Genomic DNA, 21,531 nt, shown 5'->3' on the forward strand with positions numbered 1-21,531 from the left:
AAGCTAGAAGGCTAAACTTGAACAGGGAGGGTACGAAGCGGGGGCTGCAAGCACGCCGAGCGGTGCCCAGCCAAGCGCCGCAAGCCTTCGGCTTACGGGCGCTGTACCAGGCACCGCTCAGCCATGCAATTACGCCACTGCCGGCTCTTTCACCGGCTTGTTGGGCACCTGGGCTTCTTCCTCGGGCTGCACGTGGGCTTTGCGGTTCTTGGCCGTAGCGAAGTACGAGTACATCACCGGTACGATGTACAGCGTGAGGATGGTGGAGAACAGCAAACCGCCCACTACCCCAATACCCATGGCGCGGCGGCTAAGCGCGCCAGCACCCGTGGCCAGCGCAATCGGCAGAATACCTAGGATGGCGCACAGCGAAGTCATCATGATGGGGCGGAAGCGCGTAGCCGAAGCTTCCACAAGTGCCTCCATGTAGTGCACACCCTGCTCGGCGCGCTGGTTGGCAAACTCCACAATCAGGATGCCGTTTTTGGTAACCAGACCAATCAGCATGATCACGCCGATTTGCGAGAAGATGTTGAGCGACTGGTTGAAGTACCACAGGCTGAGCAAGGCACCGGCCAAGGCCAGCGGCACCGTTACCATGATGATGGCGGGGTCCTTGAAGCTTTCGAACTGGGCCGCCAGCGTGAGGTAAATCAGCAGCAAGGCCAAGCCAAAGGCGAACAGCAGCGACGAAGAGCTTTCCTCAAAGTCGCGCGAGGCGCCCGAAAGCTCCGTCGAGAACGAGTCGTCGAGGTTTTCCTGCGCTATGTTGCGCATGGCGGCAATGCCGTCGCCCAGGGTTTTGCCCTTGGCCAGCGAGGCCGAGAACGTAGCCGAGTTGTAGCGGTTGAAGCGGAACAGCTGCGGCGGCGTGCTGCTTTCTTCCAGGCGAATCACGTTGTCGAGCTGTACCAGTTGGCCAGTGCGGCTTTTCACCGTCAGCAGGCGCACGTCGAGGGGTTGGTTGCGGTTTTCGCGCGCTACCTGCCCAATAATCTGGTACTGCTTGCCCTCCCGGATAAAATAGCCGTAGCGCTGGCCGCTAAGCCCGGCCTGCAGCACTTGCGAAATATCCTGCACCGATACACCTAGGGTTTGGGCCTTTTCGCGGTCGATGATTACGCGCAGTTCGGGTTTGTTGAACTTCAGGTTCACATCCACGAACTGGAAAGTTGGGTCCTGGCGAGCCGCTTCGAGGAACTTAGGTACGACCGTGCGTAGCTTGTCAAAATCCTGGGTTTGCACTACAAACTGCACCGGCAGGCCGCCACCGCCGCCCGAGCCAATGCTCTGATCCTGCGACACCGAGGTGCGGGCTTCCGACAGCTGCTTCACGCCGGCGCTTAGCACATCGTTGAGCTGCTGCTGGGTTTCTTCGCGCTTGTCGGCATCTACCAGCAGCACGCGAGCAATGCCCGAGTTGGTGCCGCCGCCGCCGCCAAAGCCCGGCGAGGTTACCGTAAATACGCTGCTCAGGTTCTGGTCCGTCGAATCGAGTACAATCTTCGTCAGTTTGGCCATGTACTGGTCCATGAACTCAAACGAAGCGCCTTCGGGACCGGTGGCGTTTACGTTGATGCGGCTGCGGTCTTCTACCGGCGCCAACTCCGATGGAATGGTTTGGAAAAAGTAGTAAGAGCCACCTAGGGTAGCCAACACCACCAGCCATGCCCACTTACGCGCCGCCAAAAACGACTCGAGGCTGCTGCGGTAGCCGTTGGTGAGTTTCTCGAAGAAGGGCTCGGTTTTGCGATAAAACCAGTTATGCTGCTCTTGGTGCTTCAGCAAGCGCGAGCACATCATGGGCGTGAGCGTGAGCGACACAAACGCCGAAATCAACACCGAACCCGCTACCACAATACCAAACTCGCGGAACAAGCGGCCCGTGATGCCCTCGAGGAACACCACCGGCAAAAACACCGCCGCCAGTACCACCGTGGTGGATACAATGGCGAAAAAGATTTCGGCCGAGCCTTTTTGGGCAGCCTCCATTGGCGACTCGCCCGCCTCGATGCGGGCATAGATATTCTCGAGCACCACAATGGCGTCGTCGACCACCAGGCCAATGGCCAGTACGATGCCCAGCATGGTCAGCACGTTGATGGAGAAGTTGAGCAGGTACATCACGAAGAAGATACCCACCAACGACACCGGAATGGCCACTACCGGAATCAGCGTAGAGCGCCAGTCGCGCAAGAACAGGAAGATGATAACCACCACGAGCACAAAGGCCTCGAAGATGGTGTGCTTCACCTCGTTGAGCGAGTTGCGGATGAAGATGGAGTTATCGAAGCCAGGGCTCAGCTTCAGGTCCTTGGGCAAGTCGCCGCGGTACTGCTCGAGGCGCTTGTTGAACTCGTCGGCAATTTCAATTTGGTTGGAGCCCGGCTGCGGAATTACGGCCATGCCCACCATCGGCACGCCGTTCACCCGGAAAATGGTTTGGTCGTTTTCGGGGTACAACTCGGCGTAACCCACATCCGACATGCGAATGAGCGAAGTAGAGTCGCGGCGCAGAATCAGGTTGTTGAAGTCCTTTTCCGACGTGAGGCGGCCCATTGTGCGCAACGTGAGCTGGGTGTTGGTGCCCTGCACCGCGCCCGAGGGCAGTTCTACGTTTTCGCGGGCCAAGGCCTGCTGCACCTCCACGGGGCTTACACCTAGGGCCGTAAGGCGCACCGGATCGAGCCACAGGCGCATGGAATACTTCCGCTCGCCGTACACGCGCACCTCCGATACGCCCGGAATCGTCTGCAGGCGCTCTTTCAGTACGTTGTTGGCGTAGTCGGTTAGCTCGAGCAGCGTGCGGCTATCCGAGCTGAGGTAAGTCATCACAATCGGCTGCGAGTCGGCGTTGGCCTTGCTCACGGTAGCCGGGTCCATGTCGCGGGGCAAGCGGCCAGCGGCGCCCGATACCTTGTCGCGCACGTCGTTGGCGGCGGCTTCGAGGTCGGTTTCCAGGTCGAACTCAACCGTAATGGTTGAGCGGCCGTCGCGCGAGGTCGAGGTCAGGTTCTTGATGCCCGCAATGCCGTTCAGGGCTTCTTCCAGCGGTTCGGTTACCTGCGACTGGATAACGTCGGCCGAGGCACCCGTGTAGTTCGACGACACCGTGATAATCGGTGGATCGACGCTCGGGTACTCACGTACCGATAGGTAGCGGTAGCCGATTACGCCGAAGAGCACAATGACCAGACTCATCACGATGGCGAGTACTGGCCGGCTAATGCTGGTGGATGATAAACTCATCTATGAAAGCTTCGGTGAAATACTAGAAAGTAGAAAGACGCTGCACGCCTAGGTTGTTGGACAACCCAACTCGCCAAAGGCTTAATCAGGCGCTTAAAGGTTCGCGCCGCCGCTCCGCCCACTACGTGCACAACTCCATCGGCGTGGTAGCTGTTCGGTAGCGACCCTAGGTAAGATGGGAAGGCTGCAACCAAGGAGCGCAAAGCAGGCGTACTGGCTGAGGTGCTAAAGCGCCTCGTTGGTGCTCTTCTGTACTTTGATTTTGTCGCCGGGCTTAACCTGCAAAATGCCGGTGCGCAGCACGGTGTCGCCGGCCGCCAAGCCCTCGGTTACTTGAATCAGTTTCTCCGAGCGGATGCCAATTTTCACCTGTTGGGGCTGGGCCTTGCCACCTACCACTTTGTACACGCGGTAGCCGTTGGCTTCGGGCGAAACCGACTCAGTCGGAATTTGGATGGCCTGCTCTACTTGGCCGATTTGCAGGTTGACGCGCACAAACGCGCCGGGGCGCAACTCTTGCTTGGTGTTGGGATAGGTAGCGCGTACCGAGAGCGTGCGCGAAACCGGGTCGATTTGCGGGTTGATAGCGTAAACCTTGGCTTCGAACTTCTTGCCGCTGGCTTCGTCGAGTACTTCTACCTGGTCGCCCACCTTCACGGCGGCGGCGTAGCGGCCCGGCACGGCAAAGTCAATCTTAACGGGGGTAATGCGCGATACCGTGGTAATGGGCGTGTTGGGCGACACATAGGCACCTTGCGACACGGAGCGCAGGCCCGCTATGCCGCTAAAGGGCGCCCGCACATAGGCTTTGGCCAGTTGAGCCTGCAGCGCCAGCAAATCGGCCCGGGCGGTAAGCAGCTGGTTGTTGCTTTGCTCGTACTCTTGCTGGCTGATATATTCTTTCTCGAGCAGGGTGCGCTGGCGCTTTTCCTGGTCGCTGAACAGCTTGATGTTGTAGCGGAGTTTCTGCAACTGCGCCTGAATCTCATCGGCGTTGATGGTGAGCAACAGCTGGCCTTTGCTCACGGGTTGTCCCTCGCGGAAGTTGAGGCTGGTGATGCGTCCGTTGATTTCGCTGCGAATCGTAACCTGCTCATCGGCCAGTACCGAGCCGGTTGCGGCTACGGCATCGGTTAAGCGGGTAGCCTGCACCACAAACACCTGCGCCGGTACCGCTCCGCCACGGCCTGCGCCACCGGGCCCACCACCTTTGGCAGCACCAGCGCCGGGGCCGCCTTTGCCACCGCCACCGCCTTTGCCGCCCTCAGCCGAAGGAGCCGGGAAATACTTAAACTTAACGAAAGCCAACGCGGCAACCACGGCCGCAGCCAGCAGCCACCAACGCCACGCTCCGCCTCGGCGGGGCTCGTGGTCGTACTCGTTATGCACGTTTGCGGAGTCGGTTAACGGCTCAATTTGAGGCATGACAGGGGTGAATGGTGAAGCAAAAAAGGTCGGTCTTGCCGCCACAATCGGCAAGACCGGCTATAACAGCAAAGGGCAGGTATAAAGTTTGGCGTGGGCACAACCCCGCCCCATGCTCAGCTTCTACGGACACAAAAAAAGCCTGCGCGTTGCAGGCTTTTTTGGAAAAAACGGGGCCGGCTGCCCGCGTTTGTTACATAGCACGCTGGTTGATGTAGCCTTTGGCTAAATCATTCAGCTTGGTGTCAGTGAGTTGTTCTTCTTGCAGGGTTTGCGAAAGCAGCGAGGCAGCTTCGGTGTGGCCCAACCGCTCAGCAAAGTGGCGCGCCGTGCCGTAGCCCGAAATTTCGTAGTGCTCGATGCGCTGCGAAGCGGCAATCAGAGCAGCGTCTTTCACCTCATCGGTAGCATTCTCGCTCAGGGTTTCTTTGCCTTCAGCTACCAGGCCTTGCATGGCTTTGCAGGTGTGGCCACCGAGGTCCACATTGAGGCCGCGGCCAATCTGCTCGAGGCGGGCAACTTGGTTCTGGGTTTCCTGCAGGTGCGTTTCAAAAGCTTGGCGCAGGCGCGGGTCGCGGGCTTCCTGGGCCATCATTGGCAACGCCTTCACCAATTGGGTTTCGGCGCTGTACAGGTCTTTCAGTTGCTCGGCGAACAGGTCTTCGAGCGTATTCAGTTTGCCTTCAAAGAATGACATAGCGAATGAGGTTTAGGTGATTGGGAACGGGTTTTGGTAGAGTCAGTGAGTAATGATGCGGCGTAGTGGGCTTGGTGTACGAACCCTGTCAGCGGAGGGTTGAGAACCGGCGCCAGCTTCTGTGTTTATTAACCGCAAATTGATGATGAGCGGCCCGCGCCGTTTCTGTACCTTGCAGGTTGCATGGCTCTTCGTAGTTCCCGTCGTACTGCTGCTCCGCAGCTTCCGCTGGCGCCCGTGCCCCTGGCCGAGCTACTGCGCCGCGTGCGCGATGTTCTGGCTTTGGCCTTCGACGACGCCTATTGGGTAACCGCCGAAATTGCCGAGCTTACGTTGCCGCGCTTTGGAGCGGGCCACTGCTACCTTACCCTCACCGACCCCACCACTGGGGTAGGAGGGGCCGAAGTCCGTACGCAGGTGCGCGCCACCATTTGGCGCAACCGCTACGAACTGTTGGGGCCACACTTCGAGCAGCAAACCGGGCAGCCGTTGCGTGCCGGCATGCGCGTGCTGGCCCGCTGCCAGGTGCGCTTTCACGAGCAGTACGGCCTCAGCCTCGACATCATTGCCCTCGATGCTTCGTACACCGTTGGCGACCTAGCCCGGCAACGCGCCGAAACTATTGCCAAGCTCGAAGCGCGCGACCTGCTGCAGCGCAACAAGCGCTTGTCGTTGGCTTTGGCACCGCAGCGCTTGGCGGTAATCTCGTCGGCCACGGCGGCTGGTTGGCAGGATTTTGTGCGCCAACTCGAAGAAGCACCGTATGCTTTTAATGTGGCCTTGTTTCCGGCCGCTATGCAAGGCCAGGAGGCACCAGCTAGCATCCTAGGTGCGCTGGAGCAAATCAAGCGGCAGCGCAAACACTTCGATGCGGTTATCATCATCCGCGGTGGCGGCTCGCGCACCGATTTGCTATGCTTCGACGACTACGGCCTGGCGGCGGCCATTGGTGCTTTCCCGCTGCCCGTGCTTACCGGCATCGGCCACGACCGCGACGAAGCCGTCGCCGACCTAACTGCCCACACCGCCCTGAAAACGCCCACCGCCGTGGCTATTTTCCTGGTCGAGCGGCTGGCTCGCCTCGAAGCTGCCCTCAACGGCTACGGCGTGCGCATTCATGAGCTGTGCACGCAGCAGTTGGGGCAGTATAGCGCTGGGCTGCAGCGCCTAGGTCGGCAACTGGTGCAAAGCAGCCAAGGGCGCCTCAGCCAGGAGCAAAATACCTTGCGCCAGCGCCTGCGCCGCGCCACCGAAATACCCCGCGAGGCCTTAGCGCGCGAAAGCCGCCAGCTAGCTACGCAGCAACAGCATTTGCGCCGCGCCGCCCTGCATGCTGCCGACCGCCAGCGCCGCCACGTGCGCCACCTAGGGCGCTTGGTGTTGCGGCGATTCCGGCAGCTGCACCAGCGCCGCCGCGAGGCCTTGCTGCGCCAGCGCTACCAACTCGAGGTAGCCGCAGTGCGCGCTACTGCTCGCCATGCCTTGGCGTTGGCTGCTGCCGTTACCCGCCACGCCTCCCTCGACCCCATGCACCTAGGGCAGCGCGGCTACTTGCGCGCCGATAGTTTGCACCCCATTTCCCCGTCTTCGCCGCCCGGTACGCTGCTGCTGCTGCAACTGCCCGACGGCCCTTTGCCGGTACAAGTGGTTGATCTGGCCACTACTCCCGATCCGCATACACGCTAATATGTCCACCGACGCTACCTCGCCCGACCGTACCTACCGCGACGCCATTTCCGAGCTCGAAACTTTGCTTCGCCGCCTCGAAACCGAAAACGTGGATGTCGATGACCTTACGGCCAATGCCCAGCGGGCCGCCGAGCTTATCCGTTTCTGCAAGCAGCGCCTGCGCACCGCCGAAGCGACCCTAGACCGCGTGTTCGATGCCCTCGACGAAGAAGACGAGGAGCCTGCGGATTCCGACGACGATTCGCTGTAAGCCAACCGGCGGCCAGCAACCCTAGGTGTAACGTGGGTACCGCCACAAAAGGGGGTAGCTTGGGCAACCCAGTCCAAGTTCTTGCACATGATTTAGTTAGGTGGTGTAATATCCCAGTCAGGGGCACCGAGTGCTATTTGGCACTCCTTGCGAAACAGCCGAGCTTGGTGCACTACTTGTCTGCCTAGACCATTCCGTTGAAGGCCCGTCCACGTGTGTTACTGCGTTTAGCACGCAGTACATGGCCACACAGTTATTACATTTGAATAATAATATATTTGTGCGCCTTAATCATAAGGTTTATTGCTCTTCTCTCATTTTACCTCTCAACAACCTCTACCCAAAATGACATTTACCGGCGACGAAGGCAGCTTCATTAGCGAAGCAGATGGTGTAGCCCTCACGAAGCGCTACCAAGAGTGCGGCATTAACCCCAATAGAGCTTTATTCCTAGGTAAAGAACACCTGCTCAAACTTTTGGAGCAAGATGGGGCGAAGGGCATTCGTTTTTATTTCGGACTGAAAGACGACGAAAAGCTCACGTTGGTAGCCGTAGCAGCCAGCGCCGAGGGCGAGGATCTAACCTCACTGGTGCTGAACCGCGGCTTCGAGTGCCCTGATGGCTGCGCCCACAACAGCCCGTTCTACACGGAATAACCCCTCACCTCACGTTATGCCAATGCCCATTCCTGAGTGGCTCAATATCCTGAGCACGGCTTTAAACCGCGCATCCATGTTTGGCGTGCTCGTGCCCACGGTGCTGGGAGTGTGGCGTTGGCGTAGCCTGTCTAAATCGGCCCGCATCCTGGTTTGGTACTTCGCGTTTTGGAGCGCCGATGCCTTTGTGGATATGTGGAGTCGCAAGGTGCTGCACACCAACATTTATCTATTCCACGTAACGGTGCTCGTCGAAACCTGGCTGCTTGGCTGGGCTTACTACCACGCGCTGAACCAAGCTTGGGTAAAACGCTGGCTGCCGGTGGCAGGGGTAATCTTTACACTGGTGTGCCTGGCCGACGCTTTTTGGTGGTCGGGCATACACCACCTCAACATATACGCCCGCGCCGTGCAGGTGGTGCTGATGATTACTCTTGTGCTGCTCTATTTTGAGCAATGGCTGCTGCAACTGCGCGCCATTAACCCCTGGTACGACTTTATGTTTCTGGTGAGCGTGGCGCAGGCAATCTATTACGCGGGCTCCGTAACCAGCTACATCATGAAGAACGAGAAAGGAATTGCCAATCGTTGGATGGGTGTAATTATTGACGGGACTTACATAATCGGTTTGGTGCTGATGACGCTGGCTTTGTGGCGTGAAGGCCGCGTGCTCCGTGAAAACCAGAAAAAATATAGTGCTGCCTAAATGTGCACATGAGCGATATTCAAAGCTTAGCAATTGGCGCTCAGAAGGCCAGGATAGATATTTTAGGCGTCTTTGTGTAGTTTTAGTGCTTCAAGCTGATTGACTTACGGCTTGTAACGGAAGAGTATTGCCGATATATTGAATTCTTGTTTACATTAGATTGTGGCTATGTTTAAGCCGTGTTTTTATCCGCTTAGTGTTTGATGAGTCCTTTGCTTACATCGTTACTGCTTGTAACCCCAGTGCTGTTAGCGCTGACCCTAGGCATTGTGGGTTTTGTGTTGCGCTATCAACGCCGGCTGCTGTTGCAGCAAGAAGAGTTGCGACAGCAGCGCGAGCAAGCTCAATCGCAGGCGCTTGAGGCTGCGTTACTCGCTCAGGAAGACGAACGTCGCCGCATTGCTGCCGATTTGCACGATGCCGTGGGCACTATGCTCTCCATAGTGAAGCTGCACCTGAGCGCTATGCCTGAGTCGTCGGCCACCAGCGAAATGTCGGCCATGCTCGATCAGGCCATTTCCGAGGTGCGGCGCATTTCGCGCAACCTACTGCCGGCCGTCCTCGAAAAATTCGGCTTGTCATTCGCACTCGAAACCCTGAGCCGCGCCGTGCCCGAAGGTGGGCCTCGAGTGGTGCTGCAACAGGTAGGAGAGCCCAAGCGCATGCCCGCCCATCACGAGCTGGCGGTGTACCGGGTGGTGCAAGAGCTGATCGGCAACGGCCTAAAGCACGCTCAAGCCAACGAAATTGTGGTGCGCCTGCAATTTGGGCCCGATCGGCTAGGTATCGAATACTCCGACGACGGCGTGGGCTTTAACCTAGCCGCTGCCGATGCGCAACCCACCCCCGAAGCACGTTCGGGCTTGGGTTTAACCAACTTACGTAGTCGGGTTGTGGTTTTGCGGGGTATATTGCGCCACGAGTCGGCCCCCGGAGCCGGCACCCGCGTCTGGATTTCTTTTCCGGCCACTTACCTGCCTACCCCTGCTACCGCCGATCCTGCTGCAACACCTATTTCCGTATCTCTAGCCTCATGAGCCCTATTATTCGAGTAGCTATAGCCGACGACCACATCCTGTTTCGCAAGGGCCTACGGGCGCTCCTCACCGCCTTCGACGAGGTAGATGTACTATTTGAAGCGGGCGACGGGCAAGAATTGCTGGAGCGCATTGATGCCCTGACACATCACCCCGATGTGGTGCTGATGGATTTGCAAATGCCCGTGCTCGATGGCCTGCAAACTACCCGTTTACTGCGTGTGCAATACCCCGGCATTCGGGTTATTATTATATCGATGCACGATGAGCCTGAACTTATCGAAAGCTTGAAGGCCGAGGGCGCGTACGGCTACCTGCTGAAGAACGCCAACCCCGAAGAAATGCGCCGAATGATTAAAGGCGCAGTGGCACATACGGTTGCGGTATCGTAGCTTTGCAGCATAACACCCCGCTAGTCTGATACTGCCCTTAAGCATGTCGCTAGGGGCTGTTCTGTCTTTTGTTATATGTTGCTCGATATGGCGCATTTGCGCTTTGCTCTGCTAGTTGCTGCCATAAGCGTAACCACGTCGGTTACGGTATGCCGTGCGCAATCAGCGGCAAACCTAGGTGCCCCAAGGGCCGCGCTTGGCCAGGAGCTAGCCTTGTTAACCAAGCCGCGCGCATCCGCAACCGATCCTACCGGAACGGGCAAGAAGAAAACGGACACCGCCACACCACATACCCACACCGACAGCACCCGCTTGGTAGTGTTTCATCGGCCCGTAAGCACCCAGCCCGATGTGGAGGTGAGCATCAACGGCGACATCGTAGGCAACATTGCCGATAAAGGCTTTGTACTGGTGCTATGGCCCAATGCCCACAACGAGTTAAGCCTGTGCCCCAACGCGCGGTCGGCTACCGGCGTAGCGGTGCATCCGCAGCACTGCCGCATCAATTATTACGAGCTTGTGCCGGGCTCTGGCAAGCACGCCGCTACTTTAAAACCGGTTTCGGCCAAGGAGGGCGAGTTTTACGTGCGCTTGCTGCAACAGCGCGCGAAGGAGCAAAGCATGCAGGCTGCCCGCCGCTAGCACTTGCTGCGGCACCTAGGGCTGAAGCTCGGTACTGGGGTCCCAGAAGCGCTGGGTAAAATCCTGCACTTTATCATCGATGACGGGCACGCCTTCAGCCTCCAAGGCCTCTTGCATGGCCGAGGGCGGGTTGTAGAACTGCTTGCCCGTGAGCACGCCCAAGCGGTTGATAACGCGGTGGCAGGGCACGTACTCGTCGCCGCGTAAGTCGTGCGCCGCCTGCATGGCCCAGCCTACCGTGCGGGCGCCTTGTTTGCTACCTAGGTAATGCGCAATGGCACCGTACGTAGAAACGCGCCCCGGCGGAATAAGGCGCACTACTTCGTACACATCCTGAAAGAAGTTGCGGTAACGTTCGTTGGGTTCCTTCATCAGCCCGAAGATACGTGCCCTAGGTAAGCTGTGGCCGAACTTGGTACGGCAGCAGCAGGTTTTGGCCCAAGCAGAGCAGGAATTAATGCAACCATCTGCCTACCTTACAAGCCAAATCTCACCCTCACCACTTAGTTCTGTATGAAAAACCGCAACCGCGTGTCGATCGTGGTGGCTGCCTGGGGCGCCTTGGCGCTGTGGGGCTGCGCATCTAGCTCCAAAACCGCCAGCACTACCACAACCACCACGCAGACGACGGCAAGCACCACAACCGCAGCTCCGGCTGCCGAATCGTACCCCGCCGGCGTGGGCCTGAACGTGGCCAACATCGACAAGTCGGTGTCGGCCTGCGACGATTTCAACCAGTACGCTTCGGGTAATTGGTACAAAAACAACCCCATTCCGGCTGCTGAGGTACGTTGGGGCTCGTTCAACGAGCTGGCCGACAAGAACAACGCCGTAATGCGGCAAATTCTGGACGAAGCTGCCGCCAACAAAAACGCCGCGAAAGGCACCAATGCCCAAAAAGTAGGCGACTACTATGCTTCGGCCATGGATACGGCCGCTATCGAGGCGGCCGGCCTCAAGTATCTGCAGCCCGAGTTGGCCCGCATCAGCGCCACCAAGGACCTGAAGAGCCTGCAGAACCAACTGGTGCGTGCGCAAATGCTGCAAACCGGAGCCGTGTTCAGCACCTACGTTGGGCAGGACGATAAAATTAGCTCGCAGTACGCCGTAAATCTGTATCAAGGCGGCCTGAGCCTGCCCGACCGCGACTACTACCTGAAAGAGGATGCGCGCTCGAAAGGTATTCGGGCGGCGTACATGACGTACCTGACGAACACCTTTAAGCTGCTCGGCGACAGCGAGGCCACGGCCAAAAAGAACGCCGCAACGGTGATGCGCCTCGAAACGCGCTTGGCCAAAGCCTCGAAGAGCCGTGTGGACCTGCGCGACCCGTACGCCAACTACAACAAAATGACGGTGGCCGAAGCCAATAAGCGCTTCCCCAACCTAGGGCTATCGGCCATGCTACCGCAGCTGGGCCTGGGCTCAGCCAAAGAAGTAATCGTGGGCCAGCCGGCATTCTTCCAGGAGGCTAGCAACGCCCTGAAAGCCGAGCCGCTCAACGACTGGAAAACCTACCTGCGCTGGCACCTGGTGTCGTCGGTGCCGTCGGCGCTGCCGCAAGCGTTCAACGACGAGTCGTTCCGTTTCCAGCAAGTACTCACGGGTGCTAAAAAGCAGCAGCCCCGCTGGAAGCGCATGATCCGCGCTACGGATGGTGCCCTGGGCGAAGCTTTCGGCCAGCTGTATGTTGACAAGGCCTTCACCCCCGAGGCGAAAGCCAAGGCCATGGAGATGGTCAGCAACATCAAGGAGGCCATGGGTGAGCACATTCAGAGCAACGACTGGATGAGCGACGCCACCAAGAAGGAAGCCATGAAAAAGCTGAATGCCTTCACGGTGAAAATTGGCTACCCCGACCAGTGGAAGGACTACTCGGCGCTGAACATCTCGCGCGAGTCGTACCTGAAAAACGTGCTGGCTTCGCGCGAGTGGGCTTACCGCGACATGACCAGCAAGTTTGGCAAGCCCATCGACCGCAAGGAGTGGGGCATGACGCCGCCCACCGTAAACGCCTACTACAATCCGTCGATGAACGAGATTGTGTTCCCGGCCGGCATCATGCAACCGCCGTTCTTCGATCCGAAGGCTGACGACGCCGTGAACTACGGCGGCATGGGCGCGGTAATCGGCCACGAAATCACGCACGGTTTCGACGACCAGGGCCGCCAGTACGACGCCGAAGGCAACCTGAAAGACTGGTGGACCAAGGAAGACGCCGAAAAGTTTGAGGCTCGTGCTGCCGTAGTAGGCAAGCAGTACTCGGCCTTCCAGCCGCTCGACTCGGTGTACGTGAACGGCAAGCTAACCATGGGCGAAAACCTGGCCGACCTGGGTGGCCTGAGCATTGCCCACTCGGCCCTGCAAAAGCAGCTGAAAAAGCAGTACCCCAACGGCAACGTGCCTAAGTACGACGGCCTCACGCCCGACCAGCGTTTCTTCCTGGCCTGGGCGCAGATCTGGCGTACCAACACGCGTCCGGAGTTCCTGCGTCAGCAAGTACTTACCGACCCGCACTCGCCGGCGCAGTTCCGTACCAACGGCCCGCTGATGAACATGCCGCAGTTCTTTGAGGCTTTCGGCTGCAAAGAGGATGCAAAAATGGTACGCGCCAAAACCGAGCGTGCCAAAATTTGGTAAGCTAGTCAGCTCCAGGTAGATAAGGCGGTCCGCGCTAAATGCGCGGGCCGCCTTTTTCTTTGCTGCAACTTTGTAACTCGCCGTATAGCCATCGATTGGCCTAGGTACCTATGGCCGCATGTTTACTAACCCTCGTTGCATGAACAAGTTTCTATTTGCCGCCCTAGGTGTGCTGTTGCTCCTGAGTGCCTGCCAGCGCAAGGATGCGCTTAAGACGGATGCCGCCAGTACAACACCGGCCACTCCTGCCACGGCACCTGCGCCAACCCCCACCGACCGCACCGCCGAATACCTCAGCAACCCGCAAGTTGGCGACGTGCTGGTAGTGCGCTTTTTCCCGGAAGGTGGCGCGCAGGAGCAGTTTTACTTCTACCGCATTTTTCGCGTGAGCGGCGACAGTATACTTACCAACCCGGCCCGGCAGCCGGCCACCAGCGCCACCGCCGATGTAAGCGGCATGGAGGTGTTTGCGCCCCAAGCCGTGCGCGCCTACACCCGTCAGGAGTTGGTTGATTTTCAAAAAGAAGACCCCACCGATCCGCAGCACTCCAAGTTGGTGCAGATTCGGCGGGGCCAGTAAGCAGAGGCGAGGTAGCTATTTCAGGATTTCCACCTTCATGCCCACATCCTTCAGCGGCCAATTGTAAGCATCAACGGGCACCTGGTTGATTTTCTCAACCACATCCATGCCTTCTACCACTTCGCCAAACACGGTGTACTGGCCATCGAGGGCGGGCACGCCGCCTTCGGTGGTGTATACCTTAAGCTGCTCGGGCGTGAGCTTGCGGCCGGCTACTCCTTGTGCCTGAAAAGCTTCCATAGGCTTGCCTACAGTAAAGTAAAAGTCATGCGAGGAGGAGAGGCGGCCGGGGTTCTTCTCGTCGTCGTAGCGGGCCATGCCCACGGCGCCGCGGCGGTGGAAGTACTCGGGCTTGATTTCGGGCGGCAGGTGGTACTTGCCTAGGCTTATGGTGCGCTTATCGGAATTGCCGCCCTGCACCACAAAGCCCTTCTCAATGCGGTAGAACACCGTCTGATCGAGGTAGCCCTTGTTGGCCAGCAGCAGAAAATTGGCGCGGTGCAGCGGCGTATCCTTGAACAAGCGCACCTTCACCGGGCCCATGTCCGTTTTTATCAGCACCTGGGTTTGCGGATGTTCCTGGCCGTACTTCGTCAGGATTTCCACCACGTTCTGATCGTTGATCTTGGTCAGGTCGGGGCCGGGGCGGTTCGAGCCATCGGCCGAAAGAGGGGTGGCTTGTTCCTGGGTAGGCTGTTGCTGGTTGCAAGCAGTAACCGACAGCAGGGCTGCACCTAGGGCAGCCTGGGCGAGGGTGGGGCGAAGGCGGGCAAGAGCGGTGGTCATAGCAGCAAGAAAAATCCCCCGAACCTAGGGCGGGTCCGGGGGACAAACATACACGGCTTCGGCAACTCAGAGCTTGATGCCCAGTTTTTTCGCGATATCCTTGAACATGTCCGGGTCGAAGTCTTCGGCGCCGGGGGCGTTCAACTGAGGTTCTTCTTCGAGATTGGGGTAGGGGGCGCCTTCGGGCGAGCCTTGCACCACCTGCAGTTCCTGGCCGTCTTCGGGGTGCGGGCCGTTCCAAATCAGGCCGGCCTGCAGGTAATCCTCGGGGCTGAAGGTGTAAAGCTTCAGGTGCAAGCCTTTTTGCTCGTGCTTGCGCGCTTCCGGAAAAGCCTTATTGCTAAGGTCGGGCACGGGAACCAGCTTGGTCACGGCCACGCCGGTAAGCACCTCCAGGGCGCGGGCGTAGGCCACAATGTGCACGCCGCCGCGTACCAATAAGTAGCCCACCATTTCGCGGGCGGTGCGGTCGGTTACCATTTCGTACACGCGCATTTTGTTGGCGCGGGCGCCGCACTCCAGAAAGAAGTTGTGCAGCAAATCCATTTTCAGGTTGCCAGTATTCACCACATTTTGCCCCGTCCAGGGCAGGCCCATCGAGTCGACGGGCAGGGCACCCTGGCCACTGGCAATAAAGTGGTAGGAGTTGCGCGCATCCACCGCGTTTTGCAGCGGGCCGGGCTCGGGGTCGTGGCCGCGCTTGGTGGTGCCCGTCAGGAGCAGGTTAATAGCATACGACACCGCTTCGATATGGCCGTACTCTTCGGCCGCAATGCTGGCAACCAATTCGTAAAACGGCCGCAGCCGCTTGCGCCCCCTGAAGTTGAACGACTGGAAAGTGTAGTTCATCAGGGTCGACATCTCCCCGAACTTGCCACCAAGCAACTCCTGAACGGCCGCGGCATCGTTGGCCGATGGGTTTTTGGGCGTAGGGAGCTCCAGCGCCAGTCTATCGATGCGGTGTATCATGGTATAAAGGGTGTGGTTGGGATAATCCATTGCTTAACGGTTGTATAGTCAGGTAGTTATAGATGAGATAAACAAAAAAGCCCCTGCCAGGCAGGGGCTTTTGAGTAAGCAAGTAGCCAGATGCAGCTGGCTATTTATCGTTGAAAGGGCTGTTGTCGTCCTTTTTCTTGGCCTTGGTTTTCTCCTTCTGCTTGTCGTTGTCGCGCTTCTCCTTGGTCTTCGCCTTGTCGGCTTCGGGCGTAGGGGCTGGGGAGGCTGCCGGCGCCGCAGCTTCGGCGGCCGGAGCTGGAGCGGCGCCGTCGGCCGAGCCTACTACGTCGGGTTTCTCGGCAGCCTTCTCTTTCTGCAGCGAAAGCAGCATGTTCAGCGGCACGAGTTGGTTGTCTTTCCAAGCCTCAAGCTGCTCGTCGAGAAGCTTTTTCTCCTCCTTGCTCAATTTGCCGGGGCGCATCATCGCACCCAGATCGGGGCTGCCGGCATCTTTCCAGGCCGTGTACCACATGGAGGCTACCAGCGTGGGCGCCCCTTTGAGGCGGTAAGCCACCATGCCGCCCACTTTTTTGTGGTACTCCTTGGCGAAGGCATCGGAGTAGGAGCGGCGGGTTTTGCCGTACTTATGCGAGTAGGTGTATTTCTTCTCGGTGGTGTAGTTCTTGCTCAGCTCCATCTCGTAGTCGAAGGTGGCACCCAGGAAGCCGTACGAATCCTGCACCACTTTCCAGATAGCCGACTTGGGGTCTTTGATGTAATCGGCCTTATCCGAATCGAGCTTGTACTCGGCAATAAACATCTCAGGCAGCTTCGACTCCCACAACGAGTGCAGGCCGGTTTGCTTGGTGAGCTGGCCGTCGTAGTTCTCGGTGGTGTGCAGCGGCACAAAGGCGTCGGCCACGTAGTGGTTCAGGTCGGCCGAGAGGGCAATGATGGCTGTGGTATCGCGCTGCTTAAAAGCTTCGGTTAGCTTCTCCTTGGTTTCGAGCACCACCCACGGCACCACGCCGTACTTCTTCAGCGTGTCGGCGGTGTACTTGGCTACGGCCTTGTCGTAGTCTTTCGGCATCATCCCGAAGGGGTTGTCGCCGAAGTGGTCCATGTCGATGAAGTGCTTGGTGGCCTCGGTGGGGTCGTCGTTGCGGCGCTCGTCGGGGGCGGTGCTCAGCTTTACCAGCTGCGGCATGTGGCGGTAGTAGAAGGCCTGCATGCTCGAGGGCAGCGCGTACACGGCTATCTGCGTGATGGTGCGGTGACCAAAAAAGCCCCAACCGGGCGACAACACCGGCACCAGCATGGCCAGCGCTAAGGAGAATAAAGCTTTTTTCATGGAAGAATGCCAAAAGGCGGGAAAAGGCCGATAAAGTTCGGGAAATTTTGGCGTAGATGCTTCGCAAACAGCGGCTAGGATGGTTGGTTTTGGCGCCTGCCGTAGCAGAGCATTGTCGGCAATGCTGGCGCAGCTCAGCTACTGGCTAGCAATTGGTTGCCCTAGGTGGCTACGTTTGGCCAGCGCAACAACAAGTACAAGGAATACTAGGTGCACCAAAAAGCGCGTAAGCCGTTGCTTCGCCAGAAGCTCAGCTGCAGCCCCGAAAATTTCGTTCTTGTACCATTACATCTGCCCCGCCACCCGCCTTGAACGAAATATCCAAAAAGAAGCCTTCGTACCGCATTAGCCAGCCGTTGCGCGAGTACTTGCACCTTTACGACCGCGAAACGCGCCTGCCCGTCACCTACGGCGATTTGCTGCGCTCCACGGGTTCGTTTCCGCTGCTCGACCGCCAAGGCACCGACACCCTCTGGGAAACCGTGCATTACGAGCCGCACACGTTGTTGGAGCTGAGCCAGGGCCTGACGCAGGTGTATGCGCTGTTGAAAACCGACGGCGACTTGTCATTTACGGAGCACCTAATTGCCGACCGCGTGGATTACTGCCGGTTTGGTAACTCCAATCCGTTTCGGGTGCGCATCGTCAACCAGTTCAACGATAACTACGACTACTTCTACGTGAAGCGGGCCGACGCCTCGCGCGTGTACGGGCTGGAGCTGGAGCACCTGTTGTCGCCCAACAGCATCAACTTTCTGGTGGCCGGTGACACGCTCATCGAGGAGCACATTGCCGGCATTCCGGGCGACGACTTTATTCGCACGCGCCTCGATCGGCCGCACCTCAACCAGGTGCGCATTGCCAAGGAGTTTGTGAAGTTCAACGAGCGGTGCTTTGCGCGCCTGCTCGGCGACATGCGCTCCTACAACTACGTTATCGACGTGACGCCCGACTTCGAGGACGAGCAATACCGCGTGCGGGCCATCGACTTCGACCAGCAGAGTTACGAGGGGCACAAGGCCATGTACCTGCCGCAGTACTTCCGCGACAACCGCCCCGTGGTGGAGCTGGTGCGGCAGCTACTTTCGCCCGAAACCATTCGGCAATACCAAACCGAGGAGCGCACTCTGATGGCCCGCCGCGCCCGCGCCGAGCGTTACCGCCTGAAAGACCTGGTTGATTGCATGCGGCAGGAGGAGCTTTCGCCGCCCGATAAAATTGCGCAGCTGAAAAAGGAGCTGAACTTACACCACCAAACCAGCGAATTTGACCGCTGCGACTCCGTGGGCGACGTGGTGCGCATGAACTTGCGCTTGGTGCTCGGCCGACCCAGGTCCGCCTAGGCGCCGGCATCAACTTCGGAGCACGGCACCGATCCGCACCTCAGATGAGCTTCAGCAAGCCGAGCTTAGTACCCCAAACCAATCAGAAACCCCAGCGACACCTCCGGCCCGCCCGGTCCGAAGAAGCGCACGAGGCTGCGCATTTCCTTGCTGGGGCGGCCGTAGGTGGCATAGTGGTAAGTGGCCGGGTCGCCGGTGAAGACCAAGCCGTATCCAAAGGTGCCCAGCATACCAAAGCGGCCGGGCTGCCAGCGCAAGCCCGTGCGCAAGTGCAGTACGCCGCTTGGCCGTAGCGAGTACTGAACTTCCTCGTCGTCGATGGCAAGCGTAACGTTGGCAAAGCGACCCGAACGCGCCAGATTGGCGCCAAAAAAGGGCGACACCCGTTTGGTAGGCTCGATGTAGTACCGCACACCCACGCCAATCTTACCACCAAGGCCAACGCCCAAACCCCCGTTTACCTCGAGGTTGGGCGACACCAGTTGGCTGTATTCGAAGCCCCAGCCGTAGGGCGCGCCCCAGCCCAGGCTCATACCTAGGGAGCTTGGCCGGTACAGCGGAGGGCGGCCCGCCGCCGCCGAAGCCGCAGGTGGCGGTAGCGGCCGCGCGGTCAGCCTGCTGGTGTCGGGCTTGGCGGCTAATTCCGATTGGGCCTGCAGCGGCAAAGTAGTGAATACGGCCAAGCTAAAAGCGGCCCCGATAGCACGAATAGTAGGTGTAATCATGGCCACAAAAATGCGCGAAAGCAGCCGAGGTTGGCTGCTTTCGCGGGCATTTTGGTAGCAAAAAGTTTAGCTGCCCTTTACGCTTTCGCTGGGGCTGTTTTGGCGTCGATCGAGCAGCTCGCCGAGCTTGGCGTAAATGAAGTCGGCGGCTAAGTCGCGCAGTTTGTCGGTAGGGCCTTTGAGCACCTCGCGGTACTCGTGGGCGCGGCCTTCGAGCAAAATGGTAACGAAGACGGTGCCCGAAGGCTTATCGGGAGTTTCGGAGGCGCCGGGGCCAAACAGGCCGGTAATGGCCACGCACACATCGGCGGGTAGTTGCTTATGTAAGCCCTCCACCATTTCGTTGGTGGTTTGCTGGCTTTCGGCCGAGTACTCCTCCAGGGTTTTTTTCTTGACACCCAGCAGGCGTTGCTTGGCCTCGCCGTGGTAGGTAACCACCGAGCCCAGCAGCACATTGCTTACGCCCTGGGCCGGTGCCAGCTGGGCAGCTACCCAGCCGCAGGTGCAGCTCTCGGCCAGCGCCAGCGTGAGCTTGTGTTGCAGGAATTTCTTAACGAGCGAGTCGACGTCGGGACTTTTCATAGCAGTAGGGGCGCGGCATGCTGCCTTACGCGTACAAACACGGCTGAGTTAATTTCAAGCCTGAGTTTTGAGCTCAAACCAGCCGTCGGGCCGCGCCCTACTTCAAGTTTACTCCTGCCGGTACACCACGCCTTGTTTCATTACAAAGCGTATGCGTTGCATGGTTTTGATGTCCTGCAACGGGTTGCCATCCACAGCTACCACATCGGCCAGCTTGCCGGGCTCGAGGCTGCCTAGGTTGGGCGTTTGGCCCAGGAGCTCGGCAGCATTGAGGGTGGCGGCACGCAAGGCCTCCAGCGTCGGCATGCCCGCCTCCACCATGTACTGAAACTCCATGGCGTTTACGCCGTGCCGGAACACCGAGGCATCGGTGCCAAAGGCAATTTTAACACCTGCTTTGTAAGCTTTGCCGAAGGTGCCCTGCAGCTTCGGCCCAATGGCCAGGGCTTTGGGCGTAACCAGCGGCGGGTAGTAGTTGGGGTACTTGGCGGCCGAGTCGGCTACGGATTTGCCGGCCGTAATAGTGGGCACGTACCACGTGCCGTACTTCTTCATCAGCTTAATGGTCTCGTCGTCCATCAGGGTGCCGTGCTCGATGCTCGTAACCCCGGCCCGGATGGCGCGCTTCATGCCCTCGGCGCCGTGGGCGTGGCAAGCCACGTTCAGGCCTAGGTCGCGGGCGGTTTCTACCACGGCCTTAATCTCCTCTTCGGTAAACTGCGGGGCCGAGCCATCTTTGGCTACCGACAGTACGCCGCCCGTGGAGGCAATTTTGATGAGGTCGGCGCCGCGTTTGTACTGCTCGCGCACGGCTTGGCGGCATTGATCGGGGCCGTTGGCCACGCCGTCGGCCGGGCCGGGTACGCCCATCAAATCGAGGCGGTAGCCGTTGGTGGGGTCCATGTGGCCGCCCGTGCCGCTGATGGCCTTGCCTACCGTAAAGATGCGCGGGCCAGCCACCTGCCCGCGGTTGATGGCGTTGCGCAACGAAATGTTGATGCCCGAGCCGCCTAGGTCGCGCACGGTGGTAAAGCCGGCCAGCAGGGTGGTGCGGGCGTGGGCCTCGGCCGAGTAGGCCACGTCGCCGGGGTTCTCGGTGAACTCCTTCAGAAAATTGTCCTTGCTGGTTTCGCCCTCCACGTGCACGTGGCAATCGATGAGGCCGGGCAGCACCGTGCGATTTTTCAGGTCGACGACCTTATCGGCCGCACCGCCGGGCGCAGCGTAGCCCGCTTGCACCGCCTGCACGCGGCCGTTTTCAATAACCAGCGTTTGCTCCGTAAGTAGCTTGCCGGCGCGTACATCGAGCAGGCGGCCGCAGTGCAGGTAAGTTTTTTGCGCGAAGGCGGCCGTGCTCAGGCCGAGCAGCAACGCCGTACTAAACAAGTGTTTGGCAGGAGTAGAAAGGGACATGGCGGAGGAAATTCGGTGAGTAGCCGCCCAAGGTAAGCTATCCACGGCATCGGATGAATGCGTATGTTAGGCGTGCCGAATATTCGGCAGCGTATCTAACCCGCAATCAGCCCCATGGCCACCTTAGAAGAATTTGAACAAGCTGCCCAACGTGCTCAGCAACTGCCCAAAAAGCCCGACAACATGACGCTGCTGAAGCTCTACGCTTTGTACAAGCAAGCTTCGGAAGGCGATGTAAGCGGCGACCGTCCGGGCGGGTTCGACTTCAAAGCCATTGCCAAGTACGACGCCTGGTCAAACCTCAACGGCAAAAGCCAGGACGAAGCCCGGCAGGAGTACGTTGACCTCGTAAACCACCTTTTTCAGCAAGCCTAAGCCGCCGCTTATAACTGCAAAGCCCGCCTTGGTGCAAACCAGGGCGGGCTTTG

At 58.9% G+C, this 21,531-nt stretch carries 21 protein-coding genes; 11 read left to right on the forward strand and 10 right to left on the reverse strand.

Features of this window, described 5'->3' with window-relative positions; all coding sequences use genetic code 11:
• Positions 1-129: 129 nt before the first annotated feature.
• The 3 genes from ASU33_RS02555 to ASU33_RS02565 all read right to left on the reverse strand — a co-directional run bounded on the left by ASU33_RS02555 (position 130) and on the right by ASU33_RS02565 (position 5,371).
• Positions 130-3,249 (reverse strand): efflux RND transporter permease subunit, encoded by a 3,120-nt coding sequence (locus ASU33_RS02555; RefSeq protein ID WP_059067805.1) that lies wholly within the window; start codon positions 3,247-3,249, stop codon positions 130-132.
• Positions 3,250-3,474: 225 nt separating this feature from the next.
• The gene (locus tag ASU33_RS02560) at positions 3,475-4,674 is read right to left on the reverse strand and encodes an efflux RND transporter periplasmic adaptor subunit (protein WP_078062812.1); all 1,200 of its coding nucleotides are present in this window, start codon (positions 4,672-4,674) and stop codon (positions 3,475-3,477) included.
• Between the two features lie 193 nt (positions 4,675-4,867).
• On the reverse strand, positions 4,868-5,371 hold the full coding sequence (locus ASU33_RS02565; RefSeq protein ID WP_059067807.1) for a YciE/YciF ferroxidase family protein: 504 nt from the start codon (positions 5,369-5,371) through the stop codon (positions 4,868-4,870).
• A gap of 183 nt (positions 5,372-5,554) precedes the next feature.
• Between ASU33_RS02565 and xseA the strand changes: the two genes are divergently transcribed.
• From xseA to ASU33_RS02600, 7 genes are all read left to right on the forward strand, one after another.
• Positions 5,555-7,057: an exodeoxyribonuclease VII large subunit gene (xseA, locus tag ASU33_RS02570; RefSeq protein ID WP_078062813.1), complete on the forward strand. Its 1,503-nt coding sequence runs from the start codon at positions 5,555-5,557 to the stop codon at positions 7,055-7,057.
• A gap of 1 nt (position 7,058) precedes the next feature.
• Positions 7,059-7,310, forward strand: coding sequence for an exodeoxyribonuclease VII small subunit (xseB, locus tag ASU33_RS02575; RefSeq protein WP_059067811.1), 252 nt, complete (start codon positions 7,059-7,061; stop codon positions 7,308-7,310).
• A 345-nt stretch (positions 7,311-7,655) separates the two neighbouring features.
• On the forward strand, positions 7,656-7,967 hold the full coding sequence (locus tag ASU33_RS02580) for a hypothetical protein (protein WP_059067813.1): 312 nt from the start codon (positions 7,656-7,658) through the stop codon (positions 7,965-7,967).
• A gap of 22 nt (positions 7,968-7,989) precedes the next feature.
• Complete coding sequence (locus ASU33_RS02585; protein WP_059067815.1) at positions 7,990-8,673, forward strand: hypothetical protein; 684 nt, start codon at positions 7,990-7,992, stop codon at positions 8,671-8,673.
• 242 nt (positions 8,674-8,915) lie between these two features.
• On the forward strand, positions 8,916-9,710 hold the full coding sequence (locus tag ASU33_RS02590; RefSeq protein ID WP_059067817.1) for a sensor histidine kinase: 795 nt from the start codon (positions 8,916-8,918) through the stop codon (positions 9,708-9,710).
• Positions 9,707-10,102 carry a response regulator gene (locus ASU33_RS02595; protein WP_059067819.1) on the forward strand — a complete coding sequence of 132 codons (396 nt, stop codon included), beginning with the start codon at positions 9,707-9,709 and terminating at the stop codon, positions 10,100-10,102. The genes ASU33_RS02590 and ASU33_RS02595 overlap by 4 nt, the downstream gene beginning before the upstream one ends.
• 75 nt (positions 10,103-10,177) lie before the next feature.
• The gene (locus tag ASU33_RS02600) at positions 10,178-10,744 is read left to right on the forward strand and encodes a hypothetical protein (protein ID WP_149867001.1); all 567 of its coding nucleotides are present in this window, start codon (positions 10,178-10,180) and stop codon (positions 10,742-10,744) included.
• A gap of 15 nt (positions 10,745-10,759) precedes the next feature.
• Here the strand turns inward: ASU33_RS02600 and ASU33_RS02605 are convergent, their stop codons facing one another.
• The gene (locus tag ASU33_RS02605) at positions 10,760-11,116 is read right to left on the reverse strand and encodes an MGMT family protein (protein ID WP_059067822.1); all 357 of its coding nucleotides are present in this window, start codon (positions 11,114-11,116) and stop codon (positions 10,760-10,762) included.
• A 141-nt stretch (positions 11,117-11,257) separates the two neighbouring features.
• Here ASU33_RS02605 and ASU33_RS02610 point away from each other — a divergent pair, with 141 nt between their 5' ends.
• Complete coding sequence (locus ASU33_RS02610; RefSeq protein ID WP_059067823.1) at positions 11,258-13,384, forward strand: M13 family metallopeptidase; 2,127 nt, start codon at positions 11,258-11,260, stop codon at positions 13,382-13,384.
• Between the two features lie 139 nt (positions 13,385-13,523).
• Complete coding sequence (locus tag ASU33_RS02615; RefSeq protein WP_059067825.1) at positions 13,524-13,964, forward strand: hypothetical protein; 441 nt, start codon at positions 13,524-13,526, stop codon at positions 13,962-13,964.
• 15 nt (positions 13,965-13,979) lie between these two features.
• On the opposite strand, the gene ASU33_RS02620 is transcribed toward ASU33_RS02615, so the two are convergent.
• The 3 genes from ASU33_RS02620 to ASU33_RS02630 form a co-directional block, all read right to left on the reverse strand.
• Positions 13,980-14,750: a peptidylprolyl isomerase gene (locus ASU33_RS02620; RefSeq protein ID WP_059067827.1), complete on the reverse strand. Its 771-nt coding sequence runs from the start codon at positions 14,748-14,750 to the stop codon at positions 13,980-13,982.
• Positions 14,751-14,816: 66 nt separating this feature from the next.
• Positions 14,817-15,719 carry a manganese catalase family protein gene (locus ASU33_RS02625; protein ID WP_059068342.1) on the reverse strand — a complete coding sequence of 301 codons (903 nt, stop codon included), beginning with the start codon at positions 15,717-15,719 and terminating at the stop codon, positions 14,817-14,819.
• A gap of 130 nt (positions 15,720-15,849) precedes the next feature.
• Complete coding sequence (locus ASU33_RS02630) at positions 15,850-17,040, reverse strand: zinc dependent phospholipase C family protein (protein ID WP_059067829.1); 1,191 nt, start codon at positions 17,038-17,040, stop codon at positions 15,850-15,852.
• Positions 17,041-17,348: 308 nt separating this feature from the next.
• On the opposite strand from ASU33_RS02630, the gene ASU33_RS02635 reads away from it, so the two are divergent.
• Positions 17,349-18,383: a hypothetical protein gene (locus ASU33_RS02635; protein ID WP_059067831.1), complete on the forward strand. Its 1,035-nt coding sequence runs from the start codon at positions 17,349-17,351 to the stop codon at positions 18,381-18,383.
• Positions 18,384-18,448: 65 nt separating this feature from the next.
• On the opposite strand, the gene ASU33_RS02640 is transcribed toward ASU33_RS02635, so the two are convergent.
• From ASU33_RS02640 to ASU33_RS02650, 3 genes are all read right to left on the reverse strand, one after another.
• Positions 18,449-19,108 (reverse strand): hypothetical protein, encoded by a 660-nt coding sequence (locus ASU33_RS02640; RefSeq protein ID WP_059067833.1) that lies wholly within the window; start codon positions 19,106-19,108, stop codon positions 18,449-18,451.
• Positions 19,109-19,174: 66 nt separating this feature from the next.
• Complete coding sequence (locus ASU33_RS02645; protein ID WP_059067835.1) at positions 19,175-19,690, reverse strand: CinA family protein; 516 nt, start codon at positions 19,688-19,690, stop codon at positions 19,175-19,177.
• A gap of 108 nt (positions 19,691-19,798) precedes the next feature.
• Positions 19,799-21,103 (reverse strand): metal-dependent hydrolase family protein, encoded by a 1,305-nt coding sequence (locus ASU33_RS02650; RefSeq protein ID WP_059067838.1) that lies wholly within the window; start codon positions 21,101-21,103, stop codon positions 19,799-19,801.
• A gap of 114 nt (positions 21,104-21,217) precedes the next feature.
• Between ASU33_RS02650 and ASU33_RS02655 the strand changes: the two genes are divergently transcribed.
• Positions 21,218-21,478, forward strand: a complete 261-nt coding sequence (locus ASU33_RS02655) for an acyl-CoA-binding protein (protein ID WP_059067840.1) — start codon at positions 21,218-21,220, stop codon at positions 21,476-21,478.
• Positions 21,479-21,531: the final 53 nt, after the last annotated feature.

The sequence above is a fragment of the Solirubrum puertoriconensis genome (assembly GCF_001483135.1).
Lineage (GTDB): Bacteria > Bacteroidota > Bacteroidia > Cytophagales > Hymenobacteraceae > Solirubrum > Solirubrum puertoriconensis.

Coding starts and splice junctions, on each gene's coding strand:
- ASU33_RS02640 (WP_059067833.1), bottom strand. CDS start 19,108: ATGATTACACCTACTATTCGTGCTATCGGGGCCGCTTTTAGCTTGGCC.
- ASU33_RS02625 (WP_059068342.1), bottom strand. CDS start 15,719: ATGATACACCGCATCGATAGACTGGCGCTGGAGCTCCCTACGCCCAAA.
- ASU33_RS02600 (WP_149867001.1), top strand. CDS start 10,178: ATGTTGCTCGATATGGCGCATTTGCGCTTTGCTCTGCTAGTTGCTGCC.
- ASU33_RS02630 (WP_059067829.1), bottom strand. CDS start 17,040: ATGAAAAAAGCTTTATTCTCCTTAGCGCTGGCCATGCTGGTGCCGGTG.
- ASU33_RS02605 (WP_059067822.1), bottom strand. CDS start 11,116: ATGAAGGAACCCAACGAACGTTACCGCAACTTCTTTCAGGATGTGTAC.
- ASU33_RS02580 (WP_059067813.1), top strand. CDS start 7,656: ATGACATTTACCGGCGACGAAGGCAGCTTCATTAGCGAAGCAGATGGT.
- ASU33_RS02595 (WP_059067819.1), top strand. CDS start 9,707: ATGAGCCCTATTATTCGAGTAGCTATAGCCGACGACCACATCCTGTTT.
- ASU33_RS02560 (WP_078062812.1), bottom strand. CDS start 4,674: ATGCCTCAAATTGAGCCGTTAACCGACTCCGCAAACGTGCATAACGAG.
- ASU33_RS02555 (WP_059067805.1), bottom strand. CDS start 3,249: ATGAGTTTATCATCCACCAGCATTAGCCGGCCAGTACTCGCCATCGTG.
- ASU33_RS02650 (WP_059067838.1), bottom strand. CDS start 21,103: ATGTCCCTTTCTACTCCTGCCAAACACTTGTTTAGTACGGCGTTGCTG.
- ASU33_RS02645 (WP_059067835.1), bottom strand. CDS start 19,690: ATGAAAAGTCCCGACGTCGACTCGCTCGTTAAGAAATTCCTGCAACAC.
- xseA (WP_078062813.1), top strand. CDS start 5,555: ATGGCTCTTCGTAGTTCCCGTCGTACTGCTGCTCCGCAGCTTCCGCTG.
- ASU33_RS02615 (WP_059067825.1), top strand. CDS start 13,524: ATGAACAAGTTTCTATTTGCCGCCCTAGGTGTGCTGTTGCTCCTGAGT.
- ASU33_RS02620 (WP_059067827.1), bottom strand. CDS start 14,750: ATGACCACCGCTCTTGCCCGCCTTCGCCCCACCCTCGCCCAGGCTGCC.
- ASU33_RS02565 (WP_059067807.1), bottom strand. CDS start 5,371: ATGTCATTCTTTGAAGGCAAACTGAATACGCTCGAAGACCTGTTCGCC.
- xseB (WP_059067811.1), top strand. CDS start 7,059: ATGTCCACCGACGCTACCTCGCCCGACCGTACCTACCGCGACGCCATT.
- ASU33_RS02585 (WP_059067815.1), top strand. CDS start 7,990: ATGCCCATTCCTGAGTGGCTCAATATCCTGAGCACGGCTTTAAACCGC.
- ASU33_RS02610 (WP_059067823.1), top strand. CDS start 11,258: ATGAAAAACCGCAACCGCGTGTCGATCGTGGTGGCTGCCTGGGGCGCC.
- ASU33_RS02655 (WP_059067840.1), top strand. CDS start 21,218: ATGGCCACCTTAGAAGAATTTGAACAAGCTGCCCAACGTGCTCAGCAA.